Here is a 17,069-nt window from a genome sequence, read left to right as displayed (position 1 = left end):
CCGGATGCAGGACGAGTACCGCACAGTCGCCCGCGCGGGCGTGCACGAGACCGAGATCAACCGCTCCCGCTTCCTGTGCGCCCTCGCCCCGGCCGCCACCGAGCGGGAGGCCCAGGAGTTCATCGCCGCCGTGCGCAAGGAGCACGCCGACGCCACCCACAACTGCTGGGCCTACGTCATCGGAGCCGACGCCTCCGTGCAGAAGGCCAGCGACGACGGCGAACCGGGCGGCACCGCCGGCGTGCCCATGCTCCAGATGCTGCTGCGCCGCGACATGCGGTACGTCGTCGCCGTGGTCACCCGCTACTACGGCGGGGTCAAGCTCGGCGCGGGCGGGCTGATCCGCGCCTACGGCGGCTCGGTCGGCGAGGCCCTGGACGCCCTCGGCACGATCACCCGGCGCCGCTTCCGGCTGGCCACGGTGACCGTCGACCACCAGCGCGCGGGCAAGGTGCAGAACGACCTGCGCGCCACCGGACGCGAGGTGCGCGACGTCCGCTACGGCGAGGCCGTCACCCTCGAGATCGGGCTGCCGGACGCCGACGTGGACGCCTTCCGGGCCTGGCTCGCCGATGTGACGGCGGGCACGGCCGGCTTCGAACTGGGCGGCGAAGCCTACGGAGACGCCCGATAATCGGTGCGAATCGGTCATAACGGGCTTGCGGGTGACGGGTGGTGACGTCCGGTACCGGAGCGACCGGACGTGATGTCGGACCCGGCCGTTAGTCTCGGGGCCCATGAGGATCCTGCACACGTCCGACTGGCACCTCGGCCGGGCCTTCCACCGGGTGAACCTGCTTCAGGCGCAGGCCGGGTTCATCGGTCACCTCGTCACCACCGTGCGTGAGCGCGAGGTGGACGCGGTGGTCGTGTCGGGCGACGTGTACGACCGCGCGGTGCCCCCGCTCGCCGCCGTGGAGCTGTTCGACACCGCCCTGCACCGGCTCGCGGACCTCGGCGTGCCCACGGTGATGATCTCCGGCAACCACGACTCGGCCCGCCGCCTCGGCGTCGGCGCCGGACTCATCGACCGCGCCGGCATCCACCTGCGCACCGAGCCGTCCGCCGCCGGCACCCCCGTGATCCTCCGGGACGCCCACGGCGACGTGGCCTTCTACGGCCTGCCGTACCTCGAACCCGCCCTGGTCAAGGACGAGTTCGGCGTCGACAAGGCCGGTCACGAGGCCGTGCTCGGCGCCGCCATGGACCGCGTCCGCGCCGACCTCGCCGCCCGCCCGCGGGGCACCCGTTCCGTCGTCCTCGCCCACGCCTTCGTCACCGGAGGCCAGGCCAGCGACAGCGAACGCGACATCACCGTCGGCGGGGTCGCCGCCGTACCCGCCGGGATCTTCGACGGGGCCGACTACGTGGCGCTCGGCCATCTGCACGGCTGCCAGACCATCACCGAACGCGTCCGCTACTCGGGCTCCCCGCTCGCCTACTCCTTCTCCGAGGCCGGCCACCGCAAGAGCATGTGGCTGATCGACCTGGACGCGGACGGCGCGGTCACCGCCGAGCGCGTCGACTGCCCGGTGCCGCGCCCCCTCGCCCGTATCCGCGGCCGCCTCGACGACCTCCTCGCCGACCCGGAACTGACCCGCCACGAGGACGCCTGGGTCGAGGCCACCCTCACCGACCCGCTCCGCCCCGCCGAGCCCATGGCCCGCCTCACCGAACGCTTCCCGCACACCCTCAGCCTGGTCTTCGCCCCCGACCGGGCCCCCGACGACCCCCGTGTGTCGTACGCCCGGCGGCTCGCGGGCCGCAGCGACGAGCAGGTCGCCCAGGACTTCGTCGCCCATGTGCGCGGCACCGGACCCGACGCCGCCGAGACCGCCGTACTGCGCGAGGCGTTCGACGCCGTGCGCGCCGGCCACACCGTGCGGGAGGTGGCCCGGTGAGGCTGCACCGGCTCGACATCACCGCCTTCGGACCCTTCGGCTCCACCCAGAGCGTCGACTTCGACGCGCTGTCCGGCGCCGGACTGTTCCTGCTGCACGGCCCGACCGGCGCCGGCAAGACCTCCGTCCTGGACGCCGTCTGCTACGCCCTCTACGGCTCGGTCCCCGGCGCCCGGCAGAGCGGCCAGGGCATGCACCTGCGCAGCGACCACGCCCCGCCCGGCACCCGTACCGAGGTCCGCCTCGAACTCACCGTCGCCGGCCGCCGGCTGGAGATCACCCGGCAGCCCCCGTGGGAGCGGCCCAAGCTGCGCGGCAAGGGCATGACGGTCGACAAGGCCCAGACCTGGCTGCGCGAGTACGACGCCCGGGCCGGGACCTGGAAGGACCTCAGCCGCTCCCACCAGGAGATCGGCGCCGAGGTGGAGCAGCTGCTCGGCATGAGCCGCGAGCAGTTCTGCCAGGTCGTCCTGTTGCCCCAGGGCGACTTCGCCCGTTTCCTGCGCGCCGACGCCGAGGCCCGGGGCAGGCTCCTCGGCCGGCTCTTCGACACCCAGCGCTTCGCCGACGTCGAGAAGCGCCTCGCCGAACGCCGCCGCGCCACCGAGGCCCGCGTGCGCGAGGGCGACACGGCCCTGCTCGCCGACGCCCACCGCATGCAGCAGGAGGCCGGCGACGCCATGGAACTGCCCGAGCCGGACCCCGGCGACCCCGGGCTGGCCGAGGCCGTCCTCGAGGCAGCCGCCGTCGCCCGCAGCACCGCCCGGGAACGCCTCGACATCGCCCACTGCCGGCTCGCCGCCGCCGAGTCCGCCCACGCCGCGGCCCGGCACGCCCTGGACGAGGCCCGTGAACTGGCCCGGCTGCAAAGCAGGTTCGCCGCGGCCCGCGAGCGCGCCGAACGGCTCACGGAACGGGCCGGCGCCCACCGCGAGGACCGGGAGCGCATGGAGCGGGCCCGCAAGGCGGAGTCCGTCGCGCCCGCTCTGGAGCTGCGCGAGGCGGCCGACCGGGAACACCGCGAGGCGACGGCAGCCGAGGCACGCGCACGTAAGGCGCTGTCCGAGATGCTGGGGGGCGCTGACGGGTCCGCGAGCGGCGGTGTGTACGGGCGTGTGGACGCGTACGGGGGCGTCGATGGCCTCGGGGACGCCGACGCCGGTGGGTACGGGGGCGTTGACGCGTACGGGGGTGCCGACGCGAGCGGGCTCGCCGCCGCCGCCCGCCGGGCCGCCGAGGAACTCGGCGGGCTGGACGCGGCCCGGCGCGCCGAACGCCGGCTCGCCGAGCTCGCCGAGGAGCGCGCCGGACTCGACCGGCAGGAGCGCGCCGACGAGGACGTGCTGCGCGAGGCCGATGCCTGGCTCGACGGCTGGGACGCCACCCGCGCCGCCCTCCAGACCCGGCTCGACTCCGCCCAGGAGGCCGCCACCCGCGCCGAACAGCTCGCCGTGCAGCGCGAGCCCATGCGGCGCCGGCTCGACGCGGCCCGCACCCGCGACCGGCTCGCCGCCGGCCTCGCACAGGCCCGGCAGCGCGCGGAGGAGTCCCGCCGACGCGCCCTGGACGCCCGCGCGCACTGGCTCGACCTGAAGGAACAGCGGCTGACCGGCATCGCCGCCGAACTGGCCGCCCACCTTACCGACGGCGAGCCCTGCGCGGTCTGCGGCGCCACCGAACACCCCGCGCCCGCCCGCAAGGCCGCCGGACACGTCGACCGCGAGACCGAGGACCGCGCCCTCGCCGACTTCCAGCGGGCCGAGGAACAGCACACCGAGGACGAGCGGCGGCTCGGCGAGGTCCGCGAGGCCCTGGCCGCCGCCACCGCCGAGGCCGGCGACACCCCCACCGCGGACCTCGCCGCCGAGTCGGACCACTTGGAACGGGAGTACGCCCGCGCCCGCCACGACGCCTCCGCCCTGCACGCCGTCCAGCAGGAGCTGCGGCGCGCCGAGCAGGAGCGCGAGCAGCGGCTGGCCGACCGCCAGCAGACCGCCGTACGGGCCGCCTCCCGGCTCACCCGCCGCGAGACCCTGGAGCGCGAACAGGCCCTGCTGGAAGCGGAGGTGGAGCAGGCGCGGGGCGGTCAGGGCAGTGTGGCGGCCCGCGCGGCACAGCTGGAGCGGCTCGCGGCACGGCTCACCGAGGCCGCCGACGCCGTCCGCGCCGCCGAGGACGCCGCCCAGCGGCTGAAGGCCGCCGACGCCCGCCTCGCCGACGCCGCCTACCGGGCCGGCTTCGCCACGCCCGGCGCCGCCGCCGCGGCGCTGCTGGACCCGGCCGCCCACCGTGAACTCCAGCACCGCCTGGACGCCTGGCAGCAGGAGGAGGCCGCGGTCCGCGCGGTCCTCGCCGAGCCCGGCACCACGGCGGCGGCCCAGCTACCGCCCGCCGACCCGGCCGGCGCCGAGCGGGCGGCGGCCGCCGCGGAACGGCGGCTGCGCGAGGCCGGTTCCGCGCGCGACGCCGCCGCCCGCTGCTGCGCCGAGCTGGACCGGCTGTCCGCGCGCGCCGCGGCGGCGGTACGCCGGCTCGCCCCGCTGCGCGCGGAGCACGACCGGGTGGCCCGGCTGGCCGCCCTCACCGCGGGCACCTCCGCCGACAACGAACGCAGGATGCGCCTGGAGTCGTACGTCCTGGCGGCCCGGCTGGAGCAGGTCGCCGCTGCCGCGACCGTCCGCCTCCAGCGCATGTCGTCCGGCCGCTACACCCTCGTCCACTCCGACGACCGCACCGGGCGCGGCCGCAGCGGGCTCGGCCTGCACGTGGTCGACGCCTGGACCGGACGGGAACGGGACACCGCGACCCTGTCCGGCGGGGAGACCTTCTTCGCCTCCCTCGCGCTCGCCCTCGGCCTCGCCGACGTGGTCACCGAGGAGGCCGGCGGCGTCCGCCTGGACACCCTCTTCATCGACGAGGGGTTCGGCAGCCTGGACGACCAGACCCTGGACGAGGTGCTGGACGTCCTGGACGGCCTGCGCGAACGCGACCGCAGTGTCGGCATCGTCAGCCACGTCGCCGACCTGCGACGGCGGATCCACGCCCAACTGGAGGTCGTGAAAAGCCGCTCGGGCTCCTCACTGCGGCAACGGGGCGTCTGACCGGGGGCCGGGGCGTGCGCGTACCCGGCGGCGGATTCACGGAGTCGGTGGAGCGGCGCCCGTACCCGGACCTGGAGGCGCCCGCTCAGCTCACCGGCCCGAGGCACCGTGTCACCTCCGTCGGCGACGGGGTGCGGGACCGGGCGGGGCCACCGATGCCCCGCCCCGACCGCTGACACCCTGGGCGGCCGGGCGGGAACCGTGACCTAATGCTCGACTCATTCCGGTGGGATCGGCCGGCCCGCTCCCGCAGTCACATGACTGATGCGCCGGCGGGTGGCCGTGGAGCACAGTTGGGCCGACGCCGTCGCCGTAGGGCCCACCGGAACGGAACACCGGTGGGGCACCCGCGTTTCCCGTTCACTTCGGAGAGGCCCATGCTCATGCGCTCCACCACCGCTCCAGCGGCGGCGCCCGTCGTGCCGGGCCGCTTCCCCTTGCTCGGCCACCTGCCGCAACTGGCCCTCAGGCGTGTGGACTTCCTGCAATCGGTCAGGGCGCAGGGCGACATCGTCAGGATATTCCTCGGGAGCCGGCCGGTGTTCGTCCTGAACTCCCCGGAGGCCGTCCACGACGTACTCGTCACGCAGGGCAGGAAGTTCGGCAAAGGGCTGCTGTTCGACGTTGCACGGCCCTTCATCGGGAACGGCATCATCACCTCCGAGCGTGATGTCCACCGGCGTCAACGGCGCGCGCTCCAGCCCGCTTTCCACCGTGACAGCATCGCCGCGTGCGTCGGCACGATGACCGGCATCGCCGAGGAACAGGTGTCGGCCTGGAAACCGGGCGAGGTGATCGCCATGGACCTCGTGATGCGCCGGATGATGACGGGCATGCTCGTCGCGACCCTGTTCAGCACCGGACGCCCGGACGGCGCCGCGGGCGTGGCCGAGTTGGGGGAGCGGGTCGCGGAGCACCTCACCACGGTGATGCGCGGGGTCTTCGTGGGCACCGTCCTGCCCGCGCCGATCGCGTCCTCACCCGTGCTGGGGCACCGCAAGTACCTGTCCGCGGCCGCGGCGCTGCGCGAACTCGCCGACACCGCCGTCCGGCAGGCCCGTCGGGACCCCGCCGATCGCGGCGACCTGTTGTCGGTCATGTTCGCCGGCACCCCCGGCAATCCGCGGGGAATGACCGACGCGGAGGCCCGTGACGAGCTGCTGTCCCTGCTCATGGCCGGTGCCGAGACCACGTCGACCACCCTGTCCTGGGCGCTCCACGAACTCGGCAGGCGCCCGGAGATCACCGAGCGGATCCGGGCCGAGTGCGCCGCGCTGCCCGCAGGCGCCCTGCCCGGCTCGGCCACGCTTCCCCTCACCGACCGGTTCCTCCGGGAGGTGCTCCGCCTGCACCAGCCCAACTGGCTGCTCATGCGGCGCGCTTCGGAGCCGGTGCGGGTCCGCGGCGTCGAACTCCCGCAGGGGGCCGAGCTGATCTACAGCGCGGTGACGATGCACCGGGACCCGGCGTACTTCCCGGACCCCCTGCGCTTCGACCCGGACCGGTGGCTCGTCCGTACCGAGAAGGATCTTCCACCGGGCGCCTACGTTCCGTTCGCCCTGGGCAGCCGGAAGTGCATCGGGGACCACTTCGCGATGACCGAGATGCTGGTCGTCCTCCGCTCGATCGTCTCGCGGTGGCGCGTGCTGCCGGTCGCGGGACGCCGGGTCCGGCCGGTCGTCCAAGCACTGATCCGGCCCAATGCGCTGCCCATGCGCGTCACACCCTGGCCGGCCCGCTGAACCGGTCCCCACTCTGGAGGTGCGCCCCACCATGACATCGACGGCAGAGGCGACCATGCCCGCGCCCGCGACCGAGGACGGTTCCGGGTCCCCGGCCCCGGTTCCCGTCCCCTCCTTCCCCCGCCGGATCAGTACGGACTTCCGGCCCGCCCACGAGCGCCACCTCGCCTGGCCGAAGTCCTTCGGCTTCCTGTCCTCGCAAGAGGAGGAGGCCCACCACCTCAAGGGCCAGTTCCCGCTGATAGCGGCCATGTTCTATCCGAACGCGACCGGAGACGGACTGGACCTCGGGGTCGACCAGCAGAGCTGGTACTTCCTGTTCGACGACGCGCTCGACGAGCGGTGGGGACGGTCGCCCGAGCGGGTCCGTCACCTCGTCGGACTCGTCAAGGAGGGCATCGGCGGTGAGGCGTCCCCGCTGCCCCTGGCCGCCGCGTTCGCGGACATGCGACGACGCAGCTGCCGGGACATGCCCGAGGACTGGATCCAGCGGTCCGCGGCCCACTGGTCCTCCTACCTCGACCACCATGTCCACGAGGCGCTCAGCCGGCAGACCGGCACCCCCATGCCGCTGAGCACGTATCTGCGGGTGAGGCGCCACACCATCGGCGTGGCACCGGTCATCGATCTCGCCGAGCGCCTGTCCTCGTGTGTCCTCCCGGACCACCTGTACGCGCTGCCGCACCTGTCGGTCATGCGCGAGATGACGAAGACGTTCATCATCTGCGACAACGACATCGTCTCCCTGGACAAGGACGCGGCTTCGGGGGAGCGGAACAACCTCGTGCTCTGCCTGGAACGGGAGTACGGGATCTCCCGGCCCGAAGCGATCGAGAAGACCCTTCGCCGCCAGGACGAAGCCCTGGAACTGTTCACCGGCGCCCACCGCGCCCTGCTCGGTGCCACGGCCACGCGCCGACTCGGCCCGGCCGAACGCGACCTGCTGCGGCGCTACTGCACCGAGGCACTGCAGACCACCATCCGCGGCGCCTACGACTGGCACCACGCCTCCACCCGGTACCGCACAGTCGAGGAGCATGCGGCATGACCGATCGGCGTCCAGCGTCCTTCGTGGCCTCCGAACGGGACCGGACGTGCCCGTTCGACCCGTCGCCTGACCTCCTGCGCATGCGCGAGGAGGGCGGCCCGCGGCGGCTGCGCGTCTTTCACCCGGTGCGCGGCGAGATCGAGGCCGTGGTCCTCACCAGGTACAGCGACGTACGGGCCGCCTTCGCGGACGAACGCCTGGTGACGGGCACCGGCATCGACCCGGCGCTGCCGCGCACCCTGTACAACCACCCGGGCTTCCTGCCCGCGTACAGCGGTCCGGACCACGCCCGCCTGCGCCGCATGCTCACCGGCAGCTTCACCGTCCGCCGGGTCGAGCGACTGCGGCCCGCGATCGAGACGATGGTCTCCGACCACCTCGACGCCATGGCGGACCACGGCCCCGTCGTCGACCTGGTCGAGATGTTCGCCCTGCCCATCCCCTCACTGGCGATCTGCGAACTGCTCGACGTCCCGTACGGGACACGGTCCATGTTCCAGCGCTGCTCCCAAGTGATCATGGACGGGACGGCCGACGCCGACCGCCTGGTGGCCGCCTCGGCCGAACTGAACGCGGCCATGGCGGACATCGTCACCCGCAACCGGGCCACCCCCGGGAACGGAGTGCTCGGCACGGTGGTGCGCGAGCACGGCGCGGAGCTCACCGACGACGAACTCATCGGCTTCGCCACCACCCTCCTCGTCGGGGGACACGAGACCACGGCGACCATGCTCGCCCTGAGCGTGCTGGCCCTGCTGGGCGAGCCGGACCAACTCGCCTCCCTCCGCGACGACCCCGCGGTCGAAGGGACAGCGGTGGAGGAACTCCTGCGCCATCTCGCCATCCCGGCACCGCTCCTGCGCACGGCCGTGGCCGACGTCGACCTCAACGGCACCACGATCGCTGCGGGCGAGCACGTACTGCTCTCCCCGCTGACCGCGAACCGTGACCCCGGCCTCGTCCCCGAGCGCCCCGACGACCTCGACCTCCGCCGTCGCCCGGTCGCCCAGCTGTCCTTCGGTTTCGGCGTCCACCAGTGCCTCGGCCAGCAACTGGCCCGGCTGGAGCTGAGGATCGCCCTGCCGGCCCTGCTCCGCCGCTTCCCCACCCTCGGACTCGCCGTCCCCGAGACGTCCCTCCGCTTCCGCCAGGGCTCGACGGTCTACGGAGTGGAGGCACTCCCGGTCACCTGGTGACCCGGCCCGGGTCAGGGGAACTCCGTTTCCCGGCAGCGCAGTGGGAGGAACGGCCGCCCCGGTCGATCCTCAGCGGCCCAGGGGACGGCGCGGCAACGGGGAGGAGTACACCACGCTGGTGGTCACCGAGCCCAGCGCGCCGATCCTCCCGGAGATCTCCTCCAGGTGGGACATCGACCGTGCGGCGACCTTGATGACGAAGCAGTCGTCGCCCGTGACGTGGTGCGCCTCCAGGATCTCGGGTGTCGCCGCGACCAGGTCGTGGAAGGGCTTGTAGTTGCCGTTCGGATACCGCAGCCGCACGAACGCCAGGATCGGCAGGCCCAGCCGCTCGGGGTCGACCACCGCCGCGTACCCCTGGATCACGCCCGCCTCCTCCAGCCGCCGGACCCGTTCGGTGACGGCGCTCGGCGACATGGACACGGCGCGCGCCAGCTCGGCGTAGCTGGAGCGTCCGTCGCGCTGGAGGACTTCGAGGATGCGCCAGTCGGTGGCGTCCGGGGAATACACGGTCATCCCGGATGGATAGCAGGGAAAACCCCGGCGGGACAAGGGCAAGCCCGTGGTTCGTCCCTTCAGGGCGGCCCTCCGTGGACCGTAGATTTCCAGTCATGATCAACACCGCTTCCGAGAACCCCGTCCTGCGGGTCGCCCCCGCCGCCCCCGCCGAGGCCGCCGCCTACTTCCGGGCGAGCCTCGCCTTCCACGCCGACGTCTCCGACGTGGCCACGGCGCTGGCGGCCGGCGGCGATCCCGGATTCGTCGTCGTGGACACCCGCTCCACCGCCTCCTGGGACCAGGGCCACATTCCCGGCGCCGTCCACCTGCCGACCGCGCTCGTCCCCGAGCAGGCCGAGCGGCTCCTCGACAAGTCCGTTCCCGTGGTCACGTACTGCTGGGGCCCCGGCTGCAACGGCGCCACCCGCGCCGCGCTCGCCCTCGCCGAACTCGGCTACCGGGTCAAGGAGATGCTCGGCGGCTTCGAGTACTGGGCGCGCGAGGGCTTCGCCTACGAGACCTGGCAGGGCCCGGCCCGCCGGGACGCCGACCCGCTGACCGCCCCCGTCGACGGCGACTGCGGCTGCTGACCCCGGCGCCCCTCGGCGCTCAGCGCAGCCCGTCGAAGGCCACGTCCAGATGCCGGGGCCCGCGCAGCACGGCGTTCTCCCGGTACGGCGGCGGGTCCTCCACCAGGCGGGGGTTCTCCAGCCGCCGGGCCAGCTCGGACAGCGCGATCTGGGTCTCCAGACGGGCCAGCGGGGCGCCGAAACAGCTGTGGATGCCGCTGCCGAACCCGAGGTGCCGGATGTCCCCGCGGTCCGGGTCGAACCGGTCGGGGTCCTTGAACCGCTCCGGGTCCCGGTTGCCCGCGGCCAGCATCAGCCAGATCCGCGAGCCCTTCGGGATGGTGACCCCGCGCACCTCGATGTCGGCGATGCAGGTGCGCTGCGGCACGAGCTGCACCGGCGGTTCGTAGCGCAGCAGTTCCTCCACGATGGGAACCGACAGCCCCGGGTCCTCGCGCAGCCGCCCGAGGACCTCCGGATGGCGCAGCAGGGTCAGCATGCCGTTGGTGATCAGGTTCACCGTCGTCTCGTGACCGGCGATCAGCAGCAGCACCGACGTGCTGAGCACCTCCATCATCGTCATCGAACCGTCCGGGCCCCGGCTGTTGACCAGGTCGGACAGCAGATCGTCGCGGGGCTCCCGGGCCCGCTCCTCGACCAGCCCGGACAGATACATGCCGAGCCGCATCCGCGCCTCCTGCGCGCTCTGCCGGTACTCCGCCTCCTGGGCGCCGCCCGGCCGCTTCTCCGGGTCCAGGCTCGCGACCAGCGGGTCCACCCAGGTACGGAAGGTCGGCTCGTCCTCCCGGGGAACCCCGAGCAGACGGCAGATCACCGTCACCGGGAAGGGGTACGCGAACTGGTCGACCAGATCGACTTGGCGGGCGTCGCCGAAACCGTCGATCAGCTCGGTGACGATCTCCCGCATCGCGCCCCGCATGCCCTCGATCCGGCGCGGCCGGTGCGGCGGCCCGAACCCGGTGTTGGCGATGCGGCGCAGCCGGTCGTGCTCGGGCGGGTCGAGCCGCAGGAACGACGGCGGCAGCCCGCCCGTCTCCTCCGGCTCGCCCGCTCCGTCCGCCCCGGCGGCGGCCAGGTTCCTGGCGTCGGAGCTGATCCGCGGATCGTGCAGCAACGCCTCGATGTCGTAGTACGAGCTGATGAGGTACGGGCCGTCCTCCTCCTCGTGGAGCACCGGTGTGCGGCGCAGCTCCGCGTACAGCGGATACGGGTTGGCGCGATTGCTGAAATCGGTGATCTGGCGTGCCAGCGAGGCGTGCGGCATGACGGTTCCTTGACAACGTCGGGGCCGGCGGGTCAGTGCCGGGAGGGGTGGAAGACCAGCTGCTGATCGGCCGGCGAGTAACCGCTGAGGGTCACCATGGGGCCGTGGGTCGGCAGCGACGGGTCCGGGAAACCGGCCGGCACCGGCTGCCGGCCCTCCGGACGGCGGTCCAGCGTCGGGAACTCCACCGGGAACGGCGCGCCCCGCTCGATCTGCCGCTGGTAGAACTCCAGCCAGCGCGCGTTGTCGAAGGTCACGGCGGCCACGACCCGGCCCTGGTGGCCGTAGACCCCGGTGAACCGGCGCTCGGCGAGCGAGCCTTGCGTGATCATCAGCTGTTCGCCCATGGGCGGCACGCCGACCGACTTGATGTTGACCCCGAACATCGAGGACCAGAACGCCGGCATCCACAGGTGCGGGCGCCGGTCGGCGCCGTCGCAGATCATGTTGTGCGCGGCCGTCTCCGCCTGCGCGACGGCGTTGCCCCAGTGCTCGAGCGACAGGAACTGGTAGCCGAACAGCGCGTGCGGGGAGCGCGCCACATCCCCCGCCACGAAGACGTCGTCCGTGACGATGCCCCGGAAGTCGAAGGCCCGGCAGCCCGCGTCACAGGCGACACCCCGGGGTCCGGCGCCGAGTCCCGACCCGGTCAGCCACTCGGTGTTGCGCAGCGACCCCAGCGACACCACGACCACGTCCGCCTCGACCACGCTCTCGTCGGACAGATGGACGGCCCGCACCCTGCCGACCGTGTCCCCCTCCAGGGCGGTCACCGTGACATGGGTGCGCAGGTCCACGCCGTGCTCCGTCGCGAGGTCCGCCGCGACCGAGCCGATCACCCCGCCGAGCGCGCCCACCAGCGGCGCCCCCGCCCGCTCGGCCATGCTGACCGGCAGGCCCAGCTCCCGGCAGGCCGAGGCCACCTCCGAACCGGCGAACCCGGCGCCGATGACGAACACCCGCCGCGGCCCCGCCCGCAGCCGCCGGGCCAGGTCCGCCGCGTCCTCCCGGGTGCGCAGCACACACACCCCGTCCAGCCGGGCCTCCTCCTCCTTGAACCACGGCCGGGCGCGCACCCCGGTCGCGATGAGCAGCCGGTCGTACTCCACCTCGTCCCCGTCGGCCAGCCGGACCCGCTTGGCCGCCAGGTCCAGACCGGTCGCCGCGACACCCAGCCGCCACTTCGCGTCGATCTCCCGGCGGCGCGGCAGCTGTGTGCGCAGCGGGGACGCCATGCCCAGCAGCGCGGACTTCGACAGCGGCGGCCGGTCGTACGGCTCGTGCGGCTCGTCCCCGATCAGGGTCAGGTCACCGGCGAAGCCCTCGGCGCGCAGCGTCTCGGCCGCCCGCAGGCCCGCCAGCGAGGCGCCCACGATCACGATCCGTCCCTCACGCCTGAGCCGTTCGAGGTGGTCAGCGGACATCGGACGCCTCCTGGGACGCGCCCGCGCGGTCCAGGCCGTCGGCGGTGATCGCCTGCACCGGGCACGCGGCCACGGCCCGCGCCACCCGCTCCCGCTGCTCCTCCTCCGGGCGCGGGTCGTACAGCAGCGACTCCTCACCGTGCATGGCGAAGACATCGGGCGCGAGGAACGCGCACTGGGCGTACCCCTGGCACTTGTTGAGATCGACGACAAGCCTCATCGACGCTCCGCCCTTTCCCACGGCGAGGTCCGGGGCGCGCCACACGGCTCGCGCGGGCGGGCTCCGGACGGCGGTCACCCCCGCTCGCCAGCATGCGAGCGAGGACGGGGCACCCGCGCGCCGGGCACGCCGATCGAGTGACCGCCCGGCGGCCTACCCGCCGCCCTTTCCCCGGCCGACCCTGAGGATGTGCAGGCCGGTCAGCAGCGACCAGGCCGGGAGGACCAGCTCCGCCCACGGCACGTTCGACGAGACGAAGAGCAGGACCAGCACGGTGACGAAGCCCGCGATCGTCAGCGGGCGGGGCAGTACGCCCAGCCGGTGGCCCATGACCGACAGGGACGACACGAAGACGGCCGCCATCCGCATGGCGTACCCCGTCATCAGCGTGTAGGCGAGGTGGCGGCCGAAGTCCCAGGCCACCGGCGACGGCGGCAGACCCGGCGGACGGCCCACCGCCAGCACGGCGCCCGCCGCGGCGGCGGCCCCGAACAGCGTGGCGGTGAAGACCAGCCCGCTGCCCAGGAAGACGGTGGCGAGGAACTTGTCCTCGACGGCGCCGACGTGCGCGCGGATCGCGCCGAGGAACCACAGGAAGAAGATCCCGGCGAACGGCACCAGCGCGAGGGCCGCCCGCAGCGCGTCGCGCCGCCCGGAGTCCGTGAAGCCCCGGGCGGTCACCGCGTCGGCCCCCTCCGGAATGGCCAGCCTGACCAGGACCATCGCCGCCGCCAGGAGCAGCGCGAAGACGATCCCCGCCAGGCCCGCGGCGCGCGGTGTCCGCAGCGCCCCGTGCTCCGGCGCGTTCTCCCGCATGCCGGCCCGCCTTTCCTCGTCGGCCCTCCGGCACCAGCGGGCCACCCCCGCGCCGGCCGCGCCACCGGGAGACGGCCGTCCGGCCGAGCCGAAAACCGCTCGCGCGCCCCGCGCGTCCGCGCCTAAGGTGAACGGCCGTGATCACTGCTTCCGCATTACGCCGAGACCCCCTGCCCCTGCGCGGCCGGACCGCGCTCGTCACCGGTGCCTCCCGGCGGGCCGGGATCGGGCACGCCGTGGCCCGGCGGCTGGCGGCCTACGGCGCCAGCGTGTACCTGCACCACCACGTGCCGCACGACGCCGCCATGCCCTGGGGCGCCGACAGTCCCGACGCCGTCGCCGACTCCGTACGCGAAGCGCTCGCCGACCCGCAGGCGCGGGTCGTCTCCGGCCCCGGTGACCTGGCCGACCCGGCGGAGCCGGCCCGGCTGGTGCGGACCGTGACCGAGGAGTTCGGCCGCCTGGACATCCTCGTCGCCAACCACGCCCTCAGCGGCTCCGACGGCACCCTGGACGACATCGACGCCGCCATGCTGGACGCCCACTGGGCCGTGAACACCCGCTCGGTGCTGCTGCTCGTCCAGGCGTACGCCCGCTCCCGCGCCGCCTCGGCCGGGGACGCCCCCGGCGGGCGCGTGGTGCTGATGACCTCCGGCCAGGACCTAGGCGGCGGCATGCCGGGCGAGATCGCCTACGCCCTGCAGAAGGGCGCCCTCGCCTCCATCACCCGCTCGCTGGCCACCACGCTCGCCGACCGGGGGATCACGGTGAACGCCGTCAACCCCGGCCCGGTGGACACCGGTTACGCCACCGACGAGGTGCTCGCGGCGGTGGCCGCGCGGTTCCCCGCCGGACGCTGGGGCACGCCCGACGACCCCGCCCGCCTCATCGCCTGGCTGGCCACCGACGAGGCGGGCTGGATCACCGGGGAGGTCGTCACCTCCGAAGGCGGCTTCCGGCGCTGACCCGGGCGCCGGGATCGCCGTCGTGGCGACCCGAGGCGCCCGGAGCCGCTGCCGTGCCGACCGGGGCGGTCACAGCCGGGACAGCTCGTCCAGCAGGTCGTCCAGGCCCAGCGAACCCTGGGACAGCGCCGCCATGTGCCAGGCCTTCAGGTCGAACGCGGCACCGTGCCGTGCGCGCGCCCGCTCCCGGCCCAGCAGCCAGACCCGCTCGCCCAGCTTGTAGCCGATCGCCTGGCCCGGCATGGTCAGATAGCGGGTCAGCTCGCTCTCCACGAAGTCCGCCGGGCGGCTGCTGTGCGCCCCGAAGAACTCCTGTGCCAGTTCCGGGGTCCAGCGCTCGCCCGGGTGGAACGGGGAGTCGGCCGGGATCTCCAGCTCCAGGTGCATACCGATGTCGATGATCACCCGCACCGCGCGCATCATCTGCGCGTCCAGATAGCCGAGGCGCTCCTCCGGGCCCTCCAGATAGCCCAGTTCGTCCATCAGCCGCTCCGCGTACAGCGCCCAGCCCTCCACGTTGGCGCTGACCATGCCGACCGTCGCCTGGTAGCGGGAGAGGCTGTCCGCCACGTGCGTCCACTGCGCGAGCTGGAGATGGTGGCCCGGCACGCCCTCGTGGTACCAGGTGGAGACCAGGTCGTAGACCGGGAAGCGGGTCAGGCCCATCGTGGGCAGCCAGGTGCGGCCGGGCCGGGAGAAGTCCTCCGAAGGGGACGTGTAGTAGGGGGCCGCCGCGCCGCCGGGCGGCGCGATGCGGGACTCCACCCGGCGCACCCGCTCGGCCAGTTCGAAGTGGGTGCCGTCCAGGTCCTCGATCGCCCGGTCCATCAGGCCCTGGAGCCAGTCGCGGACCTCGTCCACGCCCTCGATGTGCCGCCCGTGCTCGTCCAGGTGCGCGAGCGCCGCCCACGGTGTCGCGGCGCCGGGCAGGATCTTCCGGGCCTCCTCGCGCATCTCGCCGAGGATCCGGTGGAACTCCGCCCAGCCGTAGGCGTACGCCTCGTCCAGGTCCAGGTCGGTGCCGTTGAAGTAGCGGGCCGAGCGCGCGTACCGCTCCCGGCCGACGACGTCCGGGGCGCCCTCGATGGCCGGTGCGTACACCTGGCGCAGCCAGTCCCGCAGCTCCACCACGGCACCGGTGGCCGCCCGCGCCGCCTCGTCCAGCTCCGCGCGCAGGGCCTCGGGTCCCGCGGCGGCGAAGTCCTCGAACCAGCCGCGCCCCTCGCCGGTGTCCGCCCACTCGGCCAGCTGGCCGATGAACGTGGCGGTCGGCCGCGGACCCGCGAACAGCTTCCGATCCAGGCCGAGTTCGAGGGAGGCACGGTAGCCGGCGAACGCCTCCGGCACCGCGCGCAGCCGCTCGGCGATCGCCGCCCAGTCCTCCTCCGTCTCCGCCGGGGTGATCGTGAAGGCCTCCCGGACGGAGTGGCCGGGCGTGTGCATGTTGCCGACCTCACGCAGGTGTTCGCCGGCCTCGTGCATCGCCAGCCGGGCGGTCAGCCGCTCCCGCAGCAACCGTGCGCAGCGCTGCTCCACGTCGCTGTCGGCGCCGGGCCGCCGCTCCGCCTCGTCCAGCCGCGCGAGCGTGTCCCGGTCCAGCCGCGCCTGAACGTCCCAGCCCTCGGGCGAGTAGTCGGGCAGCCTGCTCGAACTCTCCCGCACACCGAGATAGGTGCCGGTGACCGGGTCGAGGGCGATGAGGTCGTCCACATAGGCGTCGGCGACCTGACGGGGCAGCGGGATCTGGGTATCGGACATGCGGCCCATCCTCGTACGCCGGGGATCCCCGCGTCACCCGGTTACGTCGGTATTCAGCTCCGGGCGTGGCCGGGCGGCAGCAGCGGCCCGCACTCCCACTGCTGGAAGACCAGCCGGGTCTCCACCCGGGCGACCTCGCGCCGTGCCGTGAACTCGTCCAGCACCAGCCGCTGGAGGTCGGCCATGTCCGCGACGGCCACATGCACCAGGTAGTCGTCCGGGCCGGTCAGGTGGAACACCGTCCGCGCCTCCGGCAGCGCCCGGATCCGCTCCACGAACGGTCCGACCAACTCCCGCCGGTGCGGCCGTACCTGCACCGACAGCAGCGCCTGGAGACCGCGCCCGAGCTTGGCCGGGTCCAGCCGCAGCCGGTGGCCGAGGATCACACCGCAGCGGCGCAGCCGGGCCACCCGGTCCAGACAGGTCGACGGGGCCACGCCCACCTGCGCGGCGAGGTCCCGGTAGGTGGTCCGGGCGTCGTTCTGCAACAGCCGCAGCAGATGCAGATCGACCGGATCCAGTACGACGGACTCGGCCATGTGCCGA

The 17,069-nt window shown here is 73.8% G+C and carries 15 protein-coding genes; 8 read left to right on the top strand and 7 right to left on the bottom strand.

Annotation, left to right across the window (positions count from 1 at the left end; all coding sequences use genetic code 11):
- Positions 1-4: 4 nt before the first annotated feature.
- From HB370_RS07725 to HB370_RS07700, 6 genes are all read left to right on the top strand, one after another.
- The gene (locus HB370_RS07725; protein ID WP_030775069.1) at positions 5-634 is read left to right on the top strand and encodes a YigZ family protein; all 630 of its coding nucleotides are present in this window, start codon (positions 5-7) and stop codon (positions 632-634) included.
- A 103-nt stretch (positions 635-737) separates the two neighbouring features.
- The gene (locus HB370_RS07720) at positions 738-1,901 is read left to right on the top strand and encodes an exonuclease SbcCD subunit D (RefSeq protein WP_030775071.1); all 1,164 of its coding nucleotides are present in this window, start codon (positions 738-740) and stop codon (positions 1,899-1,901) included.
- The gene (locus HB370_RS07715) at positions 1,898-5,002 is read left to right on the top strand and encodes an SMC family ATPase (protein WP_030775072.1); all 3,105 of its coding nucleotides are present in this window, start codon (positions 1,898-1,900) and stop codon (positions 5,000-5,002) included. Before HB370_RS07720 ends, HB370_RS07715 begins: the two co-directional genes overlap by 4 nt.
- A 377-nt stretch (positions 5,003-5,379) precedes the next feature.
- Positions 5,380-6,744, top strand: a complete 1,365-nt coding sequence (locus HB370_RS07710) for a cytochrome P450 (RefSeq protein ID WP_051815203.1) — start codon at positions 5,380-5,382, stop codon at positions 6,742-6,744.
- A 31-nt stretch (positions 6,745-6,775) separates the two neighbouring features.
- Positions 6,776-7,792 carry a pentalenene synthase gene (locus tag HB370_RS07705; protein ID WP_157855524.1) on the top strand — a complete coding sequence of 339 codons (1,017 nt, stop codon included), beginning with the start codon at positions 6,776-6,778 and terminating at the stop codon, positions 7,790-7,792.
- Positions 7,789-8,988 (top strand): cytochrome P450, encoded by a 1,200-nt coding sequence (locus tag HB370_RS07700; RefSeq protein ID WP_030775079.1) that lies wholly within the window; start codon positions 7,789-7,791, stop codon positions 8,986-8,988. The genes HB370_RS07705 and HB370_RS07700 overlap by 4 nt, the downstream gene beginning before the upstream one ends.
- Before the next feature lie 69 nt (positions 8,989-9,057).
- Here the strand turns inward: HB370_RS07700 and HB370_RS07695 are convergent, their stop codons facing one another.
- Entirely contained in the window at positions 9,058-9,504 is a 447-nt protein-coding gene (locus HB370_RS07695) for an Lrp/AsnC family transcriptional regulator (protein ID WP_030775081.1), read from the bottom strand.
- Between the two features lie 95 nt (positions 9,505-9,599).
- Here HB370_RS07695 and HB370_RS07690 point away from each other — a divergent pair, with 95 nt between their 5' ends.
- Positions 9,600-10,076: a rhodanese-like domain-containing protein gene (locus tag HB370_RS07690; protein WP_030775083.1), complete on the top strand. Its 477-nt coding sequence runs from the start codon at positions 9,600-9,602 to the stop codon at positions 10,074-10,076.
- Between the two features lie 19 nt (positions 10,077-10,095).
- Here the strand turns inward: HB370_RS07690 and HB370_RS07685 are convergent, their stop codons facing one another.
- The 4 genes from HB370_RS07685 to HB370_RS07670 form a co-directional block, all read right to left on the bottom strand.
- Entirely contained in the window at positions 10,096-11,340 is a 1,245-nt protein-coding gene (locus HB370_RS07685) for a cytochrome P450 (RefSeq protein WP_030775086.1), read from the bottom strand.
- 32 nt (positions 11,341-11,372) lie between these two features.
- On the bottom strand, positions 11,373-12,764 hold the full coding sequence (locus HB370_RS07680) for an FAD-dependent oxidoreductase (RefSeq protein ID WP_030775088.1): 1,392 nt from the start codon (positions 12,762-12,764) through the stop codon (positions 11,373-11,375).
- Positions 12,754-12,984 (bottom strand): ferredoxin, encoded by a 231-nt coding sequence (locus tag HB370_RS07675; protein WP_030775091.1) that lies wholly within the window; start codon positions 12,982-12,984, stop codon positions 12,754-12,756. The genes HB370_RS07680 and HB370_RS07675 overlap by 11 nt, the downstream gene beginning before the upstream one ends.
- A gap of 153 nt (positions 12,985-13,137) precedes the next feature.
- A complete protein-coding gene (locus HB370_RS07670) occupies positions 13,138-13,800 on the bottom strand; it encodes a hypothetical protein (RefSeq protein WP_030775093.1) in 663 nt (220 codons plus the stop codon).
- A gap of 137 nt (positions 13,801-13,937) precedes the next feature.
- Here HB370_RS07670 and HB370_RS07665 point away from each other — a divergent pair, with 137 nt between their 5' ends.
- Positions 13,938-14,765, top strand: coding sequence for an SDR family oxidoreductase (locus tag HB370_RS07665; protein ID WP_030775095.1), 828 nt, complete (start codon positions 13,938-13,940; stop codon positions 14,763-14,765).
- A gap of 69 nt (positions 14,766-14,834) precedes the next feature.
- On the opposite strand, the gene HB370_RS07660 is transcribed toward HB370_RS07665, so the two are convergent.
- Positions 14,835-16,523, bottom strand: coding sequence for a DUF885 domain-containing protein (locus HB370_RS07660; protein WP_030775097.1), 1,689 nt, complete (start codon positions 16,521-16,523; stop codon positions 14,835-14,837).
- 53 nt (positions 16,524-16,576) lie between these two features.
- Positions 16,577-17,062, bottom strand: a complete 486-nt coding sequence (locus HB370_RS07655; protein WP_030775099.1) for an Lrp/AsnC family transcriptional regulator — start codon at positions 17,060-17,062, stop codon at positions 16,577-16,579.
- Between the last annotated feature and the right edge of the window lie 7 nt (positions 17,063-17,069).

It is taken from the genome of Streptomyces sp. DSM 40868, assembly GCF_011820545.1.
GTDB lineage: Bacteria > Actinomycetota > Actinomycetes > Streptomycetales > Streptomycetaceae > Streptomyces > Streptomyces eurythermus.
The sequence above is the reverse complement of the archived record's forward strand: the minus strand, read 5'-3'. Positions and strand labels throughout refer to the sequence as shown.